21 protein-coding genes are annotated in these 18,074 nt (G+C 55.9%); 6 read left to right on the forward strand and 15 right to left on the reverse strand.

Features of this window, described 5'->3' with window-relative positions:
* Positions 1-8 precede the first annotated feature (8 nt).
* From KP708_RS08100 to KP708_RS08135, 8 genes are read right to left on the reverse strand one after another with little or no spacing between them, the layout of a single operon-like run.
* Positions 9-917: a glycosyltransferase family 9 protein gene (locus tag KP708_RS08100; protein WP_215749404.1), complete on the reverse strand. Its 909-nt coding sequence runs from the start codon at positions 915-917 to the stop codon at positions 9-11.
* The gene (gene dnaQ, locus KP708_RS08105; protein WP_211507494.1) at positions 917-1,603 is read right to left on the reverse strand and encodes a DNA polymerase III subunit epsilon; all 687 of its coding nucleotides are present in this window, start codon (positions 1,601-1,603) and stop codon (positions 917-919) included. Before dnaQ ends, KP708_RS08100 begins: the two co-directional genes overlap by 1 nt.
* The gene (gene coaE, locus KP708_RS08110; RefSeq protein WP_215748822.1) at positions 1,600-2,205 is read right to left on the reverse strand and encodes a dephospho-CoA kinase; all 606 of its coding nucleotides are present in this window, start codon (positions 2,203-2,205) and stop codon (positions 1,600-1,602) included. The genes dnaQ and coaE overlap by 4 nt, the downstream gene beginning before the upstream one ends.
* 3 nt (positions 2,206-2,208) lie before the next feature.
* Positions 2,209-3,039, reverse strand: coding sequence for a shikimate dehydrogenase (locus KP708_RS08115; protein WP_215749406.1), 831 nt, complete (start codon positions 3,037-3,039; stop codon positions 2,209-2,211).
* The gene (locus KP708_RS08120) at positions 3,036-3,800 is read right to left on the reverse strand and encodes an N-formylglutamate amidohydrolase (protein ID WP_215748823.1); all 765 of its coding nucleotides are present in this window, start codon (positions 3,798-3,800) and stop codon (positions 3,036-3,038) included. The genes KP708_RS08115 and KP708_RS08120 overlap by 4 nt, the downstream gene beginning before the upstream one ends.
* Positions 3,801-3,815: 15 nt before the next feature.
* On the reverse strand, positions 3,816-4,451 hold the full coding sequence (locus KP708_RS08125) for a TlpA disulfide reductase family protein (protein WP_215748824.1): 636 nt from the start codon (positions 4,449-4,451) through the stop codon (positions 3,816-3,818).
* 35 nt (positions 4,452-4,486) lie between these two features.
* Positions 4,487-5,056 carry a TlpA disulfide reductase family protein gene (locus KP708_RS08130; RefSeq protein ID WP_215748825.1) on the reverse strand — a complete coding sequence of 190 codons (570 nt, stop codon included), beginning with the start codon at positions 5,054-5,056 and terminating at the stop codon, positions 4,487-4,489.
* A 39-nt stretch (positions 5,057-5,095) separates the two neighbouring features.
* Positions 5,096-5,671, reverse strand: a complete 576-nt coding sequence (locus tag KP708_RS08135) for a TlpA disulfide reductase family protein (RefSeq protein ID WP_215748826.1) — start codon at positions 5,669-5,671, stop codon at positions 5,096-5,098.
* 15 nt (positions 5,672-5,686) lie between these two features.
* Here KP708_RS08135 and argH point away from each other — a divergent pair, with 15 nt between their 5' ends.
* Both argH and lptM read left to right on the forward strand, forming a co-directional pair.
* Positions 5,687-7,132: an argininosuccinate lyase gene (gene argH / locus KP708_RS08140; protein WP_215748827.1), complete on the forward strand. Its 1,446-nt coding sequence runs from the start codon at positions 5,687-5,689 to the stop codon at positions 7,130-7,132.
* Positions 7,129-7,266, forward strand: a complete 138-nt coding sequence (gene lptM, locus KP708_RS16075; protein ID WP_408735626.1) for an LPS translocon maturation chaperone LptM — start codon at positions 7,129-7,131, stop codon at positions 7,264-7,266. Before argH ends, lptM begins: the two co-directional genes overlap by 4 nt.
* Positions 7,267-7,290: 24 nt before the next feature.
* On the opposite strand, the gene gluQRS is transcribed toward lptM, so the two are convergent.
* Positions 7,291-8,166 (reverse strand): tRNA glutamyl-Q(34) synthetase GluQRS, encoded by an 876-nt coding sequence (gene gluQRS / locus KP708_RS08145; protein ID WP_215748828.1) that lies wholly within the window; start codon positions 8,164-8,166, stop codon positions 7,291-7,293.
* Between the two features lie 150 nt (positions 8,167-8,316).
* Between gluQRS and KP708_RS08150 the strand changes: the two genes are divergently transcribed.
* On the forward strand, positions 8,317-8,880 hold the full coding sequence (locus KP708_RS08150) for an HNH endonuclease (RefSeq protein WP_046899613.1): 564 nt from the start codon (positions 8,317-8,319) through the stop codon (positions 8,878-8,880).
* A 42-nt stretch (positions 8,881-8,922) separates the two neighbouring features.
* Positions 8,923-9,372 (forward strand): CHRD domain-containing protein, encoded by a 450-nt coding sequence (locus tag KP708_RS08155; RefSeq protein WP_046899614.1) that lies wholly within the window; start codon positions 8,923-8,925, stop codon positions 9,370-9,372.
* A 160-nt stretch (positions 9,373-9,532) separates the two neighbouring features.
* Here KP708_RS08155 and KP708_RS08160 read toward each other — a convergent pair whose 3' ends face one another.
* The 3 genes from KP708_RS08160 to KP708_RS08170 form a co-directional block, all read right to left on the reverse strand.
* Positions 9,533-11,083: a M81 family metallopeptidase gene (locus KP708_RS08160; protein ID WP_215748829.1), complete on the reverse strand. Its 1,551-nt coding sequence runs from the start codon at positions 11,081-11,083 to the stop codon at positions 9,533-9,535.
* Between the two features lie 702 nt (positions 11,084-11,785).
* Positions 11,786-13,474: a hypothetical protein gene (locus tag KP708_RS08165; protein WP_215748830.1), complete on the reverse strand. Its 1,689-nt coding sequence runs from the start codon at positions 13,472-13,474 to the stop codon at positions 11,786-11,788.
* The gene (locus KP708_RS08170; RefSeq protein ID WP_215748831.1) at positions 13,467-13,706 is read right to left on the reverse strand and encodes a helix-turn-helix domain-containing protein; all 240 of its coding nucleotides are present in this window, start codon (positions 13,704-13,706) and stop codon (positions 13,467-13,469) included. Before KP708_RS08170 ends, KP708_RS08165 begins: the two co-directional genes overlap by 8 nt.
* Positions 13,707-13,809: 103 nt before the next feature.
* On the opposite strand from KP708_RS08170, the gene KP708_RS08175 reads away from it, so the two are divergent.
* Positions 13,810-14,934: a DNA cytosine methyltransferase gene (locus KP708_RS08175; RefSeq protein ID WP_215748832.1), complete on the forward strand. Its 1,125-nt coding sequence runs from the start codon at positions 13,810-13,812 to the stop codon at positions 14,932-14,934.
* Positions 14,935-15,205: 271 nt separating this feature from the next.
* On the opposite strand, the gene KP708_RS08180 is transcribed toward KP708_RS08175, so the two are convergent.
* Together KP708_RS08180 and KP708_RS08185 are read right to left on the reverse strand one after the other, a co-directional pair.
* Positions 15,206-15,457 (reverse strand): transposase, encoded by a 252-nt coding sequence (locus tag KP708_RS08180; protein ID WP_215748833.1) that lies wholly within the window; start codon positions 15,455-15,457, stop codon positions 15,206-15,208.
* A 256-nt stretch (positions 15,458-15,713) separates the two neighbouring features.
* Entirely contained in the window at positions 15,714-16,094 is a 381-nt protein-coding gene (locus KP708_RS08185) for a plasmid mobilization protein (RefSeq protein ID WP_215748834.1), read from the reverse strand.
* Between the two features lie 265 nt (positions 16,095-16,359).
* Here KP708_RS08185 and KP708_RS08190 point away from each other — a divergent pair, with 265 nt between their 5' ends.
* Complete coding sequence (locus KP708_RS08190; RefSeq protein ID WP_215748835.1) at positions 16,360-16,710, forward strand: TraK family protein; 351 nt, start codon at positions 16,360-16,362, stop codon at positions 16,708-16,710.
* Between the two features lie 304 nt (positions 16,711-17,014).
* Here KP708_RS08190 and KP708_RS08195 read toward each other — a convergent pair whose 3' ends face one another.
* Positions 17,015-17,968 carry a replication initiator protein A gene (locus KP708_RS08195; protein ID WP_252347212.1) on the reverse strand — a complete coding sequence of 318 codons (954 nt, stop codon included), beginning with the start codon at positions 17,966-17,968 and terminating at the stop codon, positions 17,015-17,017.
* Between the last annotated feature and the right edge of the window lie 106 nt (positions 17,969-18,074).

Raw genomic sequence — 18,074 nt, forward strand, 5'->3', positions numbered from 1 at the left:
CTTCAAGGTCAGGTCCTGAAGGAACCAGCGTTTCCTGCCAGAATGGCTTTGGCAACATCCAGAACCGCTTCGACACTCAGGTCTTCCAAAGACGCTTTTCCTTCCGGACCGGGAGCCACGATTGCGAACGCCTCAGTCCCCGACGGCGCATATTCGGACATGCGGGAGGGCCCGAACAAACCAAGCGTGGGCGTTCCGGCAGCGGCGGCCAAATGCATGAGGCCTGAGTCATTGCCTACAAAGAGCGCACAACGAGCAAGCAGCGCTGCTACTTCTCCAAGAGACCTGTCTCCGCCCAGGTCCAGCGCCTCCGGGAGCGCGTCCAGAACAGGCCTGGCCCGTTCCTTTTCGGCATCTCCCGGCCCATAAAACAGAACAGATCGCATCCCCTGACGACGCAGACCCTCAGCAAGTGCGACAAATCGCTCTGGAGGCCAGATCTTGCCATCCCAGTTCGCCGTTGGCCCCAAAGCCAGCCAAGGGCCACCCGCAAGCAGGTCTTCTGCAGTTTTGTCATGCTGGCTGGAGGTCCAGACCCGCGGCATCGGGGTTTTATGTCGACCAAGCGCGTCACGAAGCTGCTCGATCTTGCGTCCGTCCCGACGCCCCCCCTGGACGATCAACCTTCGACGCGTTCGGAGCGTGAGGCTGAGGAGGGAACCCCGCAGATCCACAACCATAAACCAGCGCGTTCGAATGCATGCAGACCAGAGGTCCAGCCAGTGTCGATCGTGTCGGCGTTTTTCAAGAGTAATAACCCGCTCACAGCGAGGATTTGGTTCGAACAACCCTGCCGCGACCGGTCCACAGACAACGGTAAATACAGCTGCCGGATAGCGTTTTTGCAGAGCATCCAGCACGCCGGTGGAAATGACGGCATCGCCAAGCCTGTTGGACGTGATGAACAGGATCTTCATCAGTCGCGGCGCCACACCGGATCCTTCAGACCATCCACAAAAGCTGTATGAGCCGCCAGCTCTTCTGCATTCGGAAGCGGCATTTTCCGTGGGGTCCGGTTCGCAAGCATATCACCCGCTTCTGCAATACTGCGGCTTCGTGAAGGTCCAGCCAGTCCAAGCCCGCGCTGGCGGCCGCCCATCAGTTCGACATACACTTCCGCCAGCAATTTGCAGTCCAGCAGAGCGTTATGGGTGCCACGCTGAGACAGATCGATGTTGAAGCGCCGACACAGCGCATCAAGGCTAGCAGGCATACCCGGATATTTTTTGCGCGCCATTTCCACGGTATCGATCGCACGACTAGCGTAATCCAGCGGCGCGCGGCCGCATTTTTGCAGCTCGGCGTTCACGAATTTGAAGTCGAAGCGCGCGTTATGCGCGATCATCGGGGCGTCGCCGATAAACTCCAGAAATCCGTCCGCGATTTCTGGAAACTTCGGCGCACCCTCCAGATCTTCAATCCGAAAACCATGCACCTTCGTGGCCTCGGCCGGAATGTCGCGCTCCGGATGCACCATAACGTGGTAATAATTGGTCGTCGGCAGATCATCGATCAGTTCGATGGCCGCGATTTCAATGATGCGATCGCCCTGATCCGGGTCAAAGCCTGTGGTTTCCGTATCGAACAGGATCGAGCGTTTCATGAAGCCTCGCGCAGACGGTGCAAAAGAGCGCGAACCTGCCGGGCAGCAGATCCGCGGGAAAGGCCGGTTCGTATCACGATGTGTGCCCGGCGTCTGCGTTCGTGGTCCGGCATTTGCCGTGCGATGAGGGAACGTGCTTGTGCTTCGCTCATTCTGGCACCCGTTTTCCCGCGCTGATGAATACGGGACAGGCGTGTTGCCATGGGGGCCTCAACCACCACCACCACATCGCATTTCCGGTCTTCACCGATTTCCATCAAAAGCGGAATATCCAGGACGCAGAACGGTTCTTTTCGCGCGCGACAGTGACGCAGGAACCTCTCTCGCTCGGCTTTTACAAACGGATGCATGATGGCCTCCAACGCCTGAAGCGCAGCCACATTTCCAACCACAGCCTGACGCAGGGCCATACGATTCAGAACGCCGTTTTGCACTGCAACAGGAAAGACGCGGGCAATGGCGGGGAGCGCCTTTCCTCTCGGCCCCTGAAGGGCCCGCACAACAGCGTCCGCGTCAAAAACCGGCACACCGGCCCGGCGAAACAGAGCGGCGACTGTACTTTTTCCCGCCGCCATTCCGCCTGTCAGACCGATGATTTTCATGGGTTAGCGCAGACTTGCAGCCAGCAGATTAAAGGTTGCCTCATCGGCTTCCGGATCCACCCCGAACCAGGATCGAAACCCTGCCCGAGCCTGATGAATCAGCATCCCGAGACCATCAACCGTTTGCAGGCCAACTGCTTGTGCCGCTTTCAGGAGCGGTGTCTCCCGCGGAGTATAGACAATATCCGTCACGCACAGACTGGACCCGGCCTGCCGCAGCATTGCACTCCAGTCTATGTCGGCCTTGCCATTCATCCCCAGCGAGGTTGCATTGACCAGAAGTGAGCAGCCGGGAAGCAAAGATGGCCAGTCATACCACTCGACAGCTTCCCCTCCCTTCAGGGCCTCGACCATTGCTTCGGCGCGCGCCATGGTCCGGTTCGCGACCACAACCTCACAGCCGCGATCCAGCAGTGCAGCCGCAACAGCGCGCGCTGCGCCTCCTGCCCCAAGGATTAGTGCTCGGCCAGACAAGGTGACGCCATGTGCGGTGAGGTTGTCACAAAAACCCGTGCCGTCAGTACAGTCACCGATAATCTGACCATTCTCAAAACGCACCGTATTAACGGCTCCCGCACGCCTGGCGGTATCCGTCATACTGCCGCAGGCCCGCATCGCAGCTTCCTTGTGCGGAATCGTGACGTTCACGCCCCGAAAGCCCGCCGCAGCCAGGCCCTTGAGAGCAGCCTCAAAATGTTCCGGTCGCGTGGGAAGTGGCACATACGCCCCGTTCACATCGTGCACCCTGCACCAGTGATTGTGCAGCATGGGCGACCGGGAATGCTCTACGGGCCATCCCATGACACCAGCAAGTTTTGTATGTCCGTCAATCATGCAGGCAGTGTCTCCCAGACCTGAGGCAGAAGTCTTGCGAGACGCTCCGCCCATGCACGTTGCCCCTCCTCATCCGCAATAAGGTCCTGTCGAAGTTCAATTTCCAAATAGGGCAACCCGTTTGCTTCTGCATGCCGGGGGACTGTGTATTCGTTGGTATCGGTCAGGACGTAAGGCTCGTTGTCTCCAACGCAAAGGTCACCTTCTGCCCGCAGAGTATCGATCATCACACGAGCCATCCGGCTATCCTTGTGATGAAGAATGCCGATCTGCCAGGGGCGCCGAACACCCCTCATTTCCGGAGTAAAACTGTGCAGGGCAATCAGCGCCGTCGGGCGCGATGCCCGTTCCGCCAGAACCTCGGCAATTGCATCGTGATAGGGATGAAGGATTTCGCGCTCGCGCCGTGCCCGGCAATGAACAGGCGCTTCACTGTTTCCTGGAACGTGGGTCCCATCACTGACATGCGGCATGGATGTCGGGTGACCCGGCGCGCGATTACAATCGATGACCAGCCGGGAATAGACTTGCTCAATCAGGGGAGAGCCCAGCAGGTCACGCAGAAACCGCCCTACCCCGACGATTCCAATGTCCCATGCAATATGCCGGTGCCAGTCCGGTTCCCCAACGCCCAGAAACTCCAGTGCTTTGGGAACAGCTTTTCCCGCATGGTCACTCACCAGCACAAACGGTGACGGCTGGGTCTCGGGGAACAGGAGGAACGGTGCCGGATCATCGGCACCCAGCAGAGAAAGGGACATCGACTCTTTACGTTGTTAGCCTGCGAGGACGAACAAGGTATGGCGGACCGCATCGGCAGACCAGTCCATATTCCCAATGGCCTCGGCGACAACTTCACCCTTAGCGTTCAGCAGAAGGGACCGGGGCACGCCATGCAGCGCCATGACACTTGGCGTAAGATCTTTCAGATCGTCCGGACGTACATGCTTGATAGACGCCACAAGAGCATCCTGATCCGCCGTTTCCATCATTACAGAGGACGTCGGGTCCACGAGAAGCGGCAGGGCGTCAATCTGGTGTGCATCATAAAAAGCCCGGACCTTGGGCACCGTACTGCCTCGCACGGCAGCCGTCACAATCTGTGGCCCGTCTGCGCCCAGAGCCTTGGCCGTCGCGTTAACGGACGGAAGTTCACGAATGCAGGGCGGGCACCAGGTCGCCCAGAAGTGCAGAACGAAGGGCTTGCCGAACCAATGCGACAAAGAGACTTCCTGCCCCTGCTCATTCTGGAAAGAGAGCGCTGGCAGAGCACGAGGCTTGGCCAGAACGCCGAATGAATTCGGGACAAAAGGTATGCCTTTGTCTTCAGCTGAAGCGCTGAAAACACGGGAAGAAGCGAGCAGTCCGGCGGCTCCGGCGAGCGCGGCACGGCGGGTCAAAGAAAAAGTCATCAGTGGAATTCCTGGTGTCGTCAGAAAATCAAAAATTAGATTCCGGCAAGAACGTCGTGCAGTTGACGCGCTGCATCAGGAGCGGACCAGTTCACACCACCTTCAGCAGCAGCTCGCAGATGACCCGACGAATCAATCACGTATGTGACTGGAATGGCGACGTCGGATGTCTTCAACCATGCTTTGTATGCAGCCTTGTCGATCGTCCATGCCGGGATGTGCTTCAGAGCTGCCGCATCCAGAAATGACGCAACCTTTTCCGGTGTGGCACTGGCTACAGCAGCGGGAATGATGGGACAGTCTGTCCCCAGGGCAGCACAGAAAGCGTCGAGCTTTGGAAGCTCCTGTTTGCAAGGACCGCACCATGTTGCCCACACATGCAGCAGGAACGGCTTACCCCGCATTGAGGCTAGCGATTGCGTTGCCCCTGCTGGGCCAATCAGTTGCAGGGCTACGGGCTCAAGCTGCGGCTTACCCGGCGCCAAACTCCTGACCGAACGAAGATTTTCCTGCTTTCCAGCCCATGCGGCGCCAGACAGGCCGGCAGCCACACTCAAACCGCCTACGCCCGCAATAAATCCACGCCGACCAATCGTCACTGCCATCAAATCACTCGTTCTGCTGTCACTTTCGCCAGAACACCATTACTTTTTCAAAGCTGCAATAACTTTTCTGAACTGCGCCACACTCTCTGGCGTCCCCCAGTCCGTTTCGCCTTCAGTCACTGCGCGAAGACGACCCTCTGCATCAATCAGATAAGTAGACGGAAAGCTCAGCGGCTTGTCACCCAGCCAGCTCTGGAATTCATGAGCATCCGCAGACCACGGATCAATATGGGTCAGATTTTGCGCCTTAAGAAACGCAGCGACGGCATCCGGCCCATGACTGGCCATAGCGACCGGGACGATAGGGCTGTCGTCTCCAAGCGCCTTCATAAAGGCATCCAGCTGCGGCAGTTCATGCTTGCAGGGCGCACACCAGGTTGCCCAGATATGCAGAACAAATGGCGTGCCACGCCAGGCGGACAAGGCACGACTGCCGCCCTCCGGCCGCTGAAGCTTCAATTCCAGCGGAGCAAGACGTGCCGCCGCCGGCTCCAGAGACGGAACAATCGGTTTCGGGCGATCTTCAGCACGTGCGGAATTGCGCAGGCTGGCCGCCGCAGCTAGGCTTAGACCTCCTGAAAGAAGGGTTCGCCGGTCGATCTGCTTCTGTTTCATCCTGTTACGGTTATCATGAAAAACGTTCCTGTCGAAAAAGAAACCGATCCTGCCTCAAGCTTTGAAGGTACGGCTGCCAACCCGCAATGGGGTGGCCGTTTCGCCTCCGGACCGGCTGCGATCATGAGTGAGATCAACGCTTCCATCGGCTTTGATAAAATCCTCTGGCGTCAGGATATCCGCGGCTCTCTCGCACATGCAGCGATGCTTCAGAAGGTCGGCCTGCTGACGGAAACCGAACTTGCGGAAATCCGGCAGGGACTGGGTGATATTGCGCAGGAAATCGGCGAAGGACGCTTCGAGTTCTCCCCGGCCCTCGAAGACATTCACATGAACATCGAGGCACGCCTCTCCGAGCGGATTGGCGAAGCTGGCAAGCGCCTGCACACGGCACGGTCCCGCAATGATCAGGTGGCCACAGATTTCCGCCTGTGGGTGCGTGATGCGATTGACGGCCTTCAGGAACAGACTGCCTCCCTCATGCGCGCCCTTGCGACACGCGCACTGGAACATCACGCAACGCCGATGCCCGGCTTCACGCATCTTCAGGTCGCTCAGCCTGTAACGTTCGGCCATCACCTTCTGGCTTACGTTGAAATGCTCTCCCGCGACCGTGGACGCCTGCGCGATGCACGGGCTCGGTTGAACGAATGCCCGCTAGGATCAGCGGCTCTGGCTGGAACGTCCTTCCCGATCGACCGTGCAATGACGGCAGCAGCGCTGGATTTTGATCGCCCGACGGCCAATTCGCTCGACGCCGTTTCAGACCGTGATTTCGCTCTCGAATTCCTGTCAGCCCTGTCTCTTCAGGCCATGCATCTGTCGCGACTGGCTGAAGAAATCGTCATGTGGGCATCCGCTCCTTTCGGATTCGTAACTCTGTCGGACGCGTTCACGACCGGCTCGTCCATCATGCCGCAGAAGCGTAACCCCGACGCGGCTGAACTGGTACGCGCCAAGATCGGCCGCATTATGGGGAATTTTGTTGGCCTGCTGACTGTTATGAAGGGCCTGCCACTGGCCTACGCAAAGGACACGCAGGAAGACAAAGAGCCTGTCTTTGACGCGACAGAAGCCATGACGCTGTCCCTTGCTGCCATGGACGGGATGATCCGGGACCTTAAGCCCAACACGGACCGAATGCGTGAAGTCGCAGGCATGGGCTTCTCCACCGCCACAGATCTGGCGGACTGGCTGGTGCGTGAACTCCGCGTGCCTTTCCGGACGGCTCATCACGTTACAGGCCGTTTGGTTGGCCTGGCTGAACAGAAAGGCTGTGATCTGGCTGATCTCTCCCTTGCTGAAATGCAGGCCGTGGAGCCGGGCATCACTGCAGGGATTTTTGATGTTCTAACGGTTGAATCTTCCCTCGCCTCCCGCACCAGCTTTGGCGGCACGGCTCCGTCCAACGTTCAGCAGCAGGCTCAGGCCTGGCTGAAAAAACTTGGAGAGACGACATGAAACGTTTTTTGATTCTCGGTCTGACTTTTCTCGCCCTCAGCACCAGCCTGAGCGCCTGTGGAAAGAAAGGTGCGCCACGCCCACCGGGCCCAGACTCTGACGTCACATACCCGCGGAGCTATCCTGCGGAATAACGCTTTTTCTGAGGGATCACTATGTCATGGAGCTGCTTGACCCCGCCGTGGGCCGCTCCATGACTTTAGCTCTCCGCCAAGCGCTTCAAGCACGAGCGGATGAGCCAGAATTTGCTCTGATGTCCACCCCGCAGCGCGCAAAGTGCGAATACCTTCTACCCCATCCCGTTTCGAGAGCTTCTGCCCAGTCTCGTCTTTGATAAGGGCATGATGGCGATAATGAGGTTCTGGCCATTTCATCAAACACTGAAGAACACGATGAATAGATGTCGCTTCATAGAGATCGCGGCCGCGCGTGACGTAGTTGACGCCTTGCATGGCATCGTCATGCGTGACGCAGAGATGATATGAAACGCCTGTGTCTCGTCGAGCCAGCACAACATCCCCGAATTCGTCAGCGCGTCCAGAAATTTTTCCCTCACCAACTTCATACCAGGACGGCACTTCCTGAAGCTCATCAAGCGCGCGTCCCATGTTCAGACGCCAGGCTGGCACACGCCCGGAGATTGACCGGGCGCGTCGAAGACATGTACCCGGATAAACAATGCTTCCGTCTGGAGCACAACGTTCGGAAGCCGCGGCAATCTCGGCACGCGTACAGAAACAGGGATAGATAAGCCCCCTGCTTCTGAGTTCAGACAAAACATGCGCATATTCCGCCAGATGACGGGATTGCTGACGCACAGTCTCCTGCGGCCATAGCCCCAGCCATTGCAGGTCCTCTTTCAGAGCATCGGTAAAAGCCGACGTGCACCGCGCAGTATCAATATCCTCAATCCGCACGAGAAACTGACCGTCCATTCCGGCGGACGCACGCGCATGGAGGGCAGAAACGACATGCCCAAGATGCAGGAAACCAGTTGGACTGGGCGCAAAGCGCGTTACGGGAAACTGCGTCATCAAGCTTTCATCAGGGTTTTCTTGCAGTTCATGAAGTTTACTGAAATAGTCATCTCAAAGAAGCCGACGACGCATGTTTATCGGCGTTTGTCTTAAGTTTTCTACGCCGAAGTTCCCGCATGTGCCGTCCTTCAAAAAAGGAAGCGCGTGGTGCCTGTCAGTAGTCAGCATTTTCCGGCTCTTGTTCTGAATGCGGATTTTCGTCCGCTCTCATACTTTCCGCTGTCGCTATGGTCATGGCAGGAAGCCGTGAAGGCTGTGTTTCTGGACCGGGTATCCGTTCTATCAGAGTACGAAGACGCCGTCGTTCACTCTCCCAGCATGGCCATGCGCCTTCCCAGCGTCATCGCACTGAAAGATTACATTCCCTCAGCACGAAAACCCGCTTTCACACGATTCAACGTTTTCTTGCGGGACAATTTTTCGTGTCAGTACTGCCATGATCGATTGCCGACACATGAGCTGACTTTCGATCACGTTATCCCCCGTGCGAAAGGGGGAAAAACAACCTGGCAGAACGTTGTTACCGCCTGCAGCCCCTGCAATCTCCTCAAAGGCTCCCGCCTCCCCAGCGAGATCGGCATGCACCCCCACCGAAAACCCGATCAGCCCAGCAGCCGCCTTCTTCAGGAAAACGGGAGGACCTTCCCGCCCCACTATCTTCACGAAAGCTGGCGTGATTATCTGTACTGGAACACTGAACTGGAGACCTGACACCACGTTTAGTGTCTCCAACTCCTGCAAGGATCACGTTCCATGCGTACAGGTCTCTTTGTTACCGCTCTCGCGCTGGGTCTCTCTGTTACGGCCCTGCCTGCTTCTGCTGAAACGATCCATCTTTTTGGTCCGTTCAAGGGCGAACATGGTGCAACATCCCCGATCAAAGGGTCTGCGTCTGCCATGCTCGACACAACCAAAAACACCCTGTCGTACCGTTTCGAAGACAACGGCCTGACAGGCCCGGTCAATGCAATTCACCTGCATGGTCCGGCAGCTGAGGGTGAAGATGCCGGCGTAATTGCGCCGATCCCTGGCCCTTACCAGACCCGGATGACGGGAACCCTGACACTGACTGCAGATCAGGTGAAGGACGTGCTGGCTGGCAAAAGCTACATCAACCTGCACACGGAAAAATTCCCATCCGGTGAGGCCCGCGCCCAGCTCACGACTGAGCTGACGGGCCACAAGCACCATATGGAACACTAAGGTCTTTCCAGCCTAGACAAAGGCCTGCTTCTTCCGAAGCTGGCCTTTGTTCTGGATAGAGCTTAACGAGCGTTTATACTCGCTTCAGGTGACCATCCAGTTACCCGAGGCGTAGTTTTATGCGGATAAAGAGAGGATCTGCTTCATCTATCCACCCTCCTTAGCTGCGATGAATTCGAGCCGACACATAAGGTTTCGGCGTGTACGTCAGATCGGGTACCCAGGGCCACGTCGGTTTACGGCGATGATTACCGATATTGACGATATCCTGATTGATAGCCCCCGGCGAAAGCGCCATGAGTGCCGGATTGGCCAGCGGTTTCATGGTTGGGTTGAGATACCCGCATTTCAGAACGACAATGCTGAAATTGGTAGGCTCCAGCCCAATATCCCGGAATGCTTCTGCCGAATGATACAGACGCCGCCGAGCAGAAAGCGTCGCCGTGATACCATTGAATTCAATGACAGCTTCACCTTCATCGGGATGCGAGACCGGCGTGAGATGCTTCACAGTCGCGCGGACATGCACAGGCTTGCACATCACGGGGTCTAAAGTCGCGCCGATGGATAACGGAAGAACTGCGCCAACACCCGCCTTGTAACAGGCATCCGTTGCAGGCCGATCCGTCATGCCACCCAGCAGAACATTCTTCGCGCCAGCCTTTAGCAAAGCCTGAAGGAAAAAAGTCTGGTCAGAGTTTCCGCCACCGCCCGGATTATCTCCGGAATCTGAAATGACCACGGGATGCGTTTTTGACGACATCGCACGGCTGAGACACTCATCGATCGTTCCGGTTGGTGTGCCGAAATGAAAGTCGTGTCGTGCGTCCCAGTATCGCTGCGCCAGTTCCGTAGCGATGCGTTTCTGCTCTTCGACGTTCGTACCTGTGACAACCACGGATGCAGCCGAACGGGGTTCATCAGCCCAGACATATCCAACCAATTGGGAGACATCGAGAATACCCGGAAGCCGATTATATTCCGCCAGATCTGCCCACAGGCGGCGGCCAGGCTCCCATTCTGTGCTGCTCTGCTCCCCCGGAAGCAGCGCCGGTATGCTTGCCCACACAATTCCGGGTCGCAGGCCGTAACGCAGACAATGCGTAAGCATATCCGTAGCCCGCATGACATTCTCGATACGATCAACATGCGGCGCCGTGCGGTATGCCGTCAGAGCATCCAGCGTATCGACACTGCGCTGACTGAGATTACCGTGAAGATCGTAATAGGCGGACAACAGGCAATCCGGCCCGACGACAGACCGCGTTGCGGCATACCAGTCCCCCTCCGCATCATCCATGCCTTCGACACTCAGGGCACCGTGCATAGCCAGGTAAACACCATCCAGCGGTAGGAGCTTGCGCAGACGCTCAAGATATTCTGCTTTCAAAGCCTCATACGTCTTGCGCTCAACTGGGCCGCCTGGTGGTGCGGATGCTTCCAGGGTCGGCAGGAGGTCAAAATCATAGCGATGCAGCGGTTGGGACAGCGGCGCTCCGAAAATTTCATCACCTCGAAGGGTGGTGAACTCCGGCATGCGGGAGCGAATACGGCTGTAAGTGCTGCATTCCGACGCAATCCCACCCACGGCAATCCGGGGCGTACCTTTGAAAGCTGGTATCAGCCCGGTTCCACGATCTTGGGCATACCCCTGCCCTCGTAATGCCAGTAGCCCCGCTGGAAGCATCTTCAAGATCAGTCTGCGACGCACGTCGTTAGCCCTCGTCCTATTGTCCAGATGTTCAAAAAGCAGGAATTGTCGCAGCGCCTTCGAAAGCCCCGCGTGGCTTCAGCAGAAAACCAACGAAACCTTCAACTCCTCTCCATGTCTGACACCGGCAATTCCTTACTCGTTTTGTCCGCCAGAAAATGGCCAGGACACGAACACGCTAAGTCTGAACGAGGTCGATATTGTTTTGCTATAAAAACTAATGTTGCGATTGCTCTAAATCGAGAGCGGTACGAACACCCACACTCTCCGCAACATCAAAAAAAAGGCCTGCCCCATAAGGGACAGGCCTTTTCCAAATGCTAAAGGCTTAAAAGCCTCATTCCCACTCGATTGTTGATATCGACAAAAAACATATATTTATCAGATAATTATAAAAATTAACAGCAACCAATACCATGATTGATGCCATGCTTCGAGTTGAAGAGCGTTAGGCGTTACCTTTTTCCGCACAACAACGATTCGCCACTACCATAAGCGGACGGTGGAAGTATGGCTGGGTCTGGGACAGACGCGACCGTCGGCTTCGGAGCATCAATATCTGGAGAGCTAACGTTCCCGGCGCCCGATGGCCAAGACCGTGCCTATTCCGCCGGGATAGGGCAGCCCGTAGGAAACGCTGATTGCAACCAAATCGATTGGTATGGAAACTCCCCCGTCACGAGCGATCCGGTCACGAGCAACTTATGCCATCAGCTCCGTGACACGTTGGCGGACACGCGGGTGCACGAAAGGACTGTTTAGACGGTCGGTAAAATTGGCATTCGCTATTTCGGCGAGCGTTTGGTCCGCTGGAAAGGCATTGCTTACCGCTTCAAAAGTCAGATACTCGAGTACAACCGTCACAACGCCGTTTTCAGTTTCCACCTCGCAATTCTCGGGAACTGCCCCTGTGACCCCGTGAGATACGAATATCACTCGAACGGCCCAATTCTCCAACGGTGCAACGGCAATTAAATCTTCCGACCTCCGCCGGATTATCTCCTTCAAGGTAGCGAGATGGTCTTCGACATATAACGCGGACAACCGCCCCCCGTGAGCCTCATAGGCTACTATCGACGGCGCGGCTTGCGTCGCCCGCTCGAACTCGCAATCACCGCACTTTCTGCGTGGGAGATTTGGTGCAAAAACAGAGTCACCAAGGCCTCGAGGGACCCAACCATCGTGACGGGGATGTTGCAAGACCCCATAACAATCGACCATTCTTTGCTCGGCAATCCCTGTGGTCGCGGAATTTGCTTCTGCAATAGCAGCGAAGATCGACACCACTTGCGCCTCGTTCAACGCCGGGATTGCATTCGGAAGAGGACCGTCAGCCTGCTCCCTCAGTCGCATGTGTCGACGGAGAAGCGCGCGCAAGCGGTTTGCAATTTCTTTTCTGGCGAGGCCACCAAGCGGCTCAAGCGATGCCAGCAGAGCAGCCAACGCGCTAGCCGCACGTGCGTGATCGGCACGACCCGCCACCCAACCTCGGTCAAAGCGTCGGATCGCTTTAGCATTATTTAGGAATGCACTGCCCGCCACAGGAATACCTGCGTCCCGGTAATTCTGAGCAAGCCAGTCGACCGCTTGGCCGCGCGGGGTAAACTCGTAGGCGAATGTCGGGGGATGGTCGAAGTACGCGAGAATGATCATCTGATAGTGCATGATCAGAAGGTAAGGATCGTGAAGATCCTTGACAAAAATGTCGGTCAGCCAATCCTCAATCGTGCCGCTGCAACCGAGATTTTTTGCGGCCTCCGCCGTTAGTGCGATACTCCCCGCGAAATCGAGGTCACCGAGCAGCTCGGGTTCGTTCTCACTGTCAGCGCCGAAGGCTTCCTGAACCTGAGCCGTCGATATGGATGGAGCGAGACCTAGCCCCGAAAGTATTTTTTGAATGACGTCCCAGCGTTGCGCAAGTCGATCGTCCCTGGCGCCCACAAGTCGGCTGATCTCGGAGGCCGACATTCTGTCGAGTTCCGCAAGGCGAGCCATCCAGCCAGCCTGAGCCAGAAGTTGACGTGCGAAATCATGATCTAGAAGGAATCGGCCTACCAGCGCGGCGTGCATCTCGAAATATCTGTCGGCGGTCCTGCGGGCAATCGCCGCCCACAGTTGATCCTCAGCTACGGCTTCCGCTCGAAACATAAGAGTCTGATGTGGCGACTGGGCAGAGAAAATCATGGTTCTAATAAGCGCCTTCAATTGATTTGAAGGTCTGCCTGCTTGCCGCCACTGGCCGAGTTCCAACGTAAGCCAGTCTGCATGGTCGGCCCGCTCAACTCCAAGGTCCATGAGATGGCCGGCGACAAGTTCGAGAAGATGCTGTTCTCGTTCGGGAGCCAGCGGGATTAACAGACCACGAACGGCTGCAATAAACTCACTACTCATCGCTCGATCCCTTATCCAAAAGCGAATGAGGGAGGACGCCGAGCGCCACTGATAGCCGGTCAAGCGTCACTAAAGTTACATTCCTCTCGCCGCGCTCGCAACTGCTCACGTAGGTCCGGTCAAGCCCAGCTTTTCCAGCGAGCGCCTCTTGCGACAGCCCCCGCGCTTCGCGCAGCGTCTTGAGGTTCCGCGCAAAATAATGCACGAGTTGTGAGCCGTGGTTGGGTCGCATCGTTGAATGTCATCCAGCGGTAAGGCCTTTAAGTCTACGGACTTTGAGTCTCACGCTTTCGATGCTATGAGCTTTTGCTGACGCCCGACAGATGAGGACAGACATGTCGTTCCCAAACACCCCACTGACCGCCGTGTCGCTCTTCTCGGGCGCGGGAGGGATGGACGTCGGTGTACATGAGAGTGGCTTCGAGATCGTTCTGGCGAACGATATCGATCCTGATGCGTGCGCGACATACAGGCTCAACCATGGCGAGATAATTGTCCAAGGAACGATTACTTCGCTGATGCCTACTTTCGACCATCTTGTTGACGTTGATCTCGTTTTCGGAGGCCCGCCGTGCCAAGGTTTTTCGGTAGCGGGCAAAATGGACCCGTCGGACCCGCGAAGCTCGATGATGAAGTCTTTCTTTGACGTCGTTGACATCGTGTCCCCGCGCGCTTTCATTTGCGAAAACGTGAAGGCCTTGGCTGTACTCGCCAAATGGGAGCCTGTGCGACGAGATCTGATGGAACGTGCCAACAAGAAGTATCATGCTGTTTTGGTTGTCTTGAATGCTTCTGACTTCGGCGTGCCGCAAAACCGCGAGAGGATGTTTATTGTCGGCGTGAGAAAAGACGTGATCGGTGGTAGTCGCTCGGCCTTTTCCGCTGCTGTGATAGAGGCAATCGCCTCCCGACAAGCTCCAGCGGAAACGGTCGGCGATCTTGTTCGCCGCTTAGGCCCGGCAGGCTCGACCAAAAACTCGCGCGTCTGCAATGCAAAAATCTCGTTCGCGAAAGCTCCCATTATGCGGAAGTCGCCCTATGCAGGCATGCTTTTTAATGGCGCCGGACGCCCGCTAGCCGCACGAGGTGTCGCCTCAACCCTCCCGGCATCAATGGGCGGCAACAAGACGCCGATAGTGGACGAGGAAGAGATTTTTGCTGGGGCGTCGAGTTTTGTTGAGGAGTATCATGCTCGTCTAACAAAGCGTGGCAAGCCGTTGACCCGTGAGGCACCCAAACGCTTGCGGCGTCTCACAGTAGATGAATGCCTTGCGATCCAGACCTTCCCTGCCGATTACAAGATGCACGGCTCCCGCAGCGCGATGTATCGCCAAATCGGCAACGCTGTGCCCTGTCGGCTTGCCGCTGTCGTCGCTACTACCGTGCGCGAAATACTGGATGCGTCAGACATCGCGGCGCCGCTCGCCGCGCCGGTTCGGTTGGCGGTTAATAATCGCTGATTCTGCCTCAACCTGACGAAGCCTAGGCCACCGACTCATAATGGCGTAGCCAAATTCGGATGAATGCGAGTTGGACTGAAGCGAGAAAGTTGGCCGCCGGTGAGGACAAAGCCAAGAGGACGTCCCTGATTGTCGCATCGGGCGTGGATTTTGCTCGTAAAGCCGCCGCGTGACCGACCAAAAGCTTCCGCATGCCTCCCCCTTTTTGCGCCAGTGGCCTGTGAATGGGCACGAACCACAGTGCTGTCGAGCATATGCTGCCATTCATCAGTCAGACCCAGGTCTGCAAGGGTTTGCAGCAGGGCATCCCAAACACCCTGTTCGGCCCAACGGCGTAAACTGAGTTCCATTTGCCGCAGCGCTCATGCATGTCACGCTTGGGGCATCCAGTGCGCAGGACATGCAGCATACCATTGAGAAACAGACGGTTGTCTCCGGCTGGTCGAGCCCAACGTCCGCGCTCAGGCGGCAGAAGCGGACCAATCATCGCCCATTCCTGATCCGTCAGATCGCCTCGCGCCATACCTGTTCTCTCTGCCCGTTATTCCACAGCTACAAAGGGAATCAGATCTCAGGCAGATCGTATAGACCTTTTGTCGACGCGACCTAGGCAATTCGTTGTTTCATTAACACAACTTAGACATTGAAAAATTGACGAGAATATTAACTCGAAAATTGGGGTTCAAATATTCCCGCATGCCATTTTTCGACCTGTCCGGAAAACAACCGTTTTCTGGACACTTTTGCATTGTTCTCATGACTCCATTCCAAACGAGCCGTCAGTTACCAGTCGCTTTCTCAATGGCTGCAATAAGGTTGGAAAGCTCGCCTTGCTTAGCCAAAATCGTATCGAGCATGCCTCTCACTTCGCTCTCTGGAACGGCTTGGGCGGGCGCGTCCATAAGCCACAATTTCAAGAGACCGCCCAGCCGCCCGAAGTCCCCCCGCAATCGGGTCAGGGTCGAGAGGGTATCAAGGTCAATCATGCTCGGGGGCTCATAGCCAAGGGCCAGCTTCCGAAGCAGGGTTGAAGCAGGAAGCCGTACCTTCCGGGCGGTAAGCTCAATCCGCTCCTTTTCCTCCACTGTCACCTTGACCGGAATACGCTGCCCAGATCGCGGGCCAACATTCTTTTGGCGTCTCTTTTCGGTTTCGGCCATGAGGCTATCCCTCTATTCCGCGTTAAGCCGAAGGCGAATAAGCACGTTGCCGTGTGCACGGCAACCTATCTTGCTTTCAGTGGTTATGCAATTTTGCGCAATTATATGCAAAAATAACGGAACAATAGGCTATTGCTTATGTTCGCATATAATTGCATTTAATTGCCTATATTAGCTTATTTTCGCTTCATGATAGCCTCAGGCCGATGCGTTTAAACACATCGACGGAAGAGAGGCATTCTTTTGGAAAGGAAGAGACGTTTCAATGACGCCAAGCAAAAAAGGTATGGCGCGGGTCAGATTTATCGCCCTGAAGGACGTCATCACCAAAGAGTTGGAACAAGGCTACAACAGAACGGATATCTTCCAAAAGCATTATGATACTCTGCTAATGAGCTACAGCCAGTTCACCCGGCATATCCAGAAGTTCATCGTGCAGCCCTCTCTGGCGTCTTCAACTAATGTTCAGCCGATACCTAACCTCGTCGCAACTCTTCGCTCGACAGTTGAAGAACAACCCTCTCCCAAACGTCATTCCTTCACAGCTCGTCCCGTCCACTTTGATCCCGATCCCGATAAAATCAAACACTGGCTCAGCCCTGTGCCGAAAGATTGAGCGTTTTTCTGCTTTGGTGCACGTACGAGGTACCTCATGGACGTTCGGGAGGCCAATGTCGCATCCGCACAGAAACCCTCATCCCATTTTGGAAGCTTCAGGCACTTACTGCTCGACGAGTTATCCACACCCAAGGGGGTTTTAAGAGTTTTATATAGTTTTAAAGTTTTAGACGCGAAAAGCTCGTTTTTATTCAATTATATCAACTTCTTATAAGTTTGTTCGGTGTGTGATAGACGGCATCTGGTGTGTAATAGACGGTAAACGGTGTGCGATAGACAGTGATCAGTGTGTAATAGACGGCCTATCCACAGGCCTGATCGCTTATCGCCCCACCCAAAACCACCCCATCGACAACCCCATTGGCACCAGCCAGAAGTTCATCAAAAGCTGCTTTTCGATGAAGCATCATCAGTTGAGGCCCCCTCTGCCCCACCTCTTCTCGCAAGACGTAATCAGGCAGGTCATTAGCCGCGATAATCTTACGGAGGATACGGCTGAATTCTTTTAACGAACTGGCGCTACCACTGCGTTCGTAAATCGTCTGGAAGCTCCATCTTGCCTGCCCTTTACCAGCAGCTTGACGTGCCAATCGGTACACAAACCGTCCAATACCCGTGGAAATCAGAAAATAGGCAGGATCGACTGTCAGGACGTCCGGCCTCTTACCGTCAGTAACTTCCTTGTAAATCCATTTCGGAACTTCAATCTCGACACTGGCTACTCTCCCGGTGTCAGTACGCGATATAACGGCATACGAACTGATTAGCCCTTCAGATTCAACTGTGCGTAACACACGCCCATCGAAACGCGACGTTTCTCGCACACTCTTTATGATCGTTCCCTGAAGACGGTCGAGCGCCGCCTCAACCTCAGCAAACTGTCGCGAACCATTGCTCTTGCGACAAAACCTAAGAATGTCGCCGATCCGAGGCCGAAACACACGCCCCGGCTTCTTTCCCTTGCCGTCTCGATAGCGATTCATTGCTTCCGTCAGGTGGGAAACAAGCATTAAAACAATATCATAATCCCAGACCGACGCCATTCCGTCAGGGCCAGCTTTGACCTCCACGTAGCCATTCGGCAAATTATAATGGATCATCCCACCTACCCGCTTCTTGCCTTTAGATACGCGAAACAAAGCCACGTCCATCAGGCTACGGCTATCTCTGGTGCCAACGTCGACCAAGGATGGCACCAAAAAATCGAATTGCGCATCATCCCCTTCTGAAGACCGACTACCATCATTGGAAAGCAATGATGCCGTTTCGCGGGGAGGGCTGCCCTGGCCCGGTTGTCTAGTATGTCGATATGCCCCTCGTCGTTGAGACTGATCTTCGTGGGTGACGCAATTGGCTGTCGGT

Origin of the sequence: Gluconobacter sp. P5H9_a, assembly GCF_018812085.1 — a bacterium.
Classification (GTDB): Bacteria; Pseudomonadota; Alphaproteobacteria; order Acetobacterales; family Acetobacteraceae; genus Gluconobacter.

Bases quoted from the DNA above. Each gene is read 5' to 3' on its own strand.
- KP708_RS08100 (WP_215749404.1), bottom strand. From the start codon at position 917: ATGAAGATCCTGTTCATCACGTCCAACAGGCTTGGCGATGCCGTCATT.
- dnaQ (WP_211507494.1), bottom strand. From the start codon at position 1,603: ATGAAACGCTCGATCCTGTTCGATACGGAAACCACAGGCTTTGACCCG.
- coaE (WP_215748822.1), bottom strand. From the start codon at position 2,205: ATGAAAATCATCGGTCTGACAGGCGGAATGGCGGCGGGAAAAAGTACA.
- KP708_RS08115 (WP_215749406.1), bottom strand. From the start codon at position 3,039: ATGATTGACGGACATACAAAACTTGCTGGTGTCATGGGATGGCCCGTA.
- KP708_RS08120 (WP_215748823.1), bottom strand. From the start codon at position 3,800: ATGTCCCTTTCTCTGCTGGGTGCCGATGATCCGGCACCGTTCCTCCTG.
- KP708_RS08125 (WP_215748824.1), bottom strand. From the start codon at position 4,451: ATGACTTTTTCTTTGACCCGCCGTGCCGCGCTCGCCGGAGCCGCCGGA.
- KP708_RS08130 (WP_215748825.1), bottom strand. From the start codon at position 5,056: ATGGCAGTGACGATTGGTCGGCGTGGATTTATTGCGGGCGTAGGCGGT.
- KP708_RS08135 (WP_215748826.1), bottom strand. From the start codon at position 5,671: ATGAAACAGAAGCAGATCGACCGGCGAACCCTTCTTTCAGGAGGTCTA.
- argH (WP_215748827.1), top strand. From the start codon at position 5,687: ATGAAAAACGTTCCTGTCGAAAAAGAAACCGATCCTGCCTCAAGCTTT.
- lptM (WP_408735626.1), top strand. From the start codon at position 7,129: ATGAAACGTTTTTTGATTCTCGGTCTGACTTTTCTCGCCCTCAGCACC.
- gluQRS (WP_215748828.1), bottom strand. From the start codon at position 8,166: ATGACGCAGTTTCCCGTAACGCGCTTTGCGCCCAGTCCAACTGGTTTC.
- KP708_RS08155 (WP_046899614.1), top strand. From the start codon at position 8,923: ATGCGTACAGGTCTCTTTGTTACCGCTCTCGCGCTGGGTCTCTCTGTT.
- KP708_RS08165 (WP_215748830.1), bottom strand. From the start codon at position 13,474: ATGAGTAGTGAGTTTATTGCAGCCGTTCGTGGTCTGTTAATCCCGCTG.
- KP708_RS08170 (WP_215748831.1), bottom strand. From the start codon at position 13,706: ATGCGACCCAACCACGGCTCACAACTCGTGCATTATTTTGCGCGGAAC.
- KP708_RS08175 (WP_215748832.1), top strand. From the start codon at position 13,810: ATGTCGTTCCCAAACACCCCACTGACCGCCGTGTCGCTCTTCTCGGGC.
- KP708_RS08180 (WP_215748833.1), bottom strand. From the start codon at position 15,457: ATGGCGCGAGGCGATCTGACGGATCAGGAATGGGCGATGATTGGTCCG.
- KP708_RS08185 (WP_215748834.1), bottom strand. From the start codon at position 16,094: ATGGCCGAAACCGAAAAGAGACGCCAAAAGAATGTTGGCCCGCGATCT.
- KP708_RS08190 (WP_215748835.1), top strand. From the start codon at position 16,360: ATGACGCCAAGCAAAAAAGGTATGGCGCGGGTCAGATTTATCGCCCTG.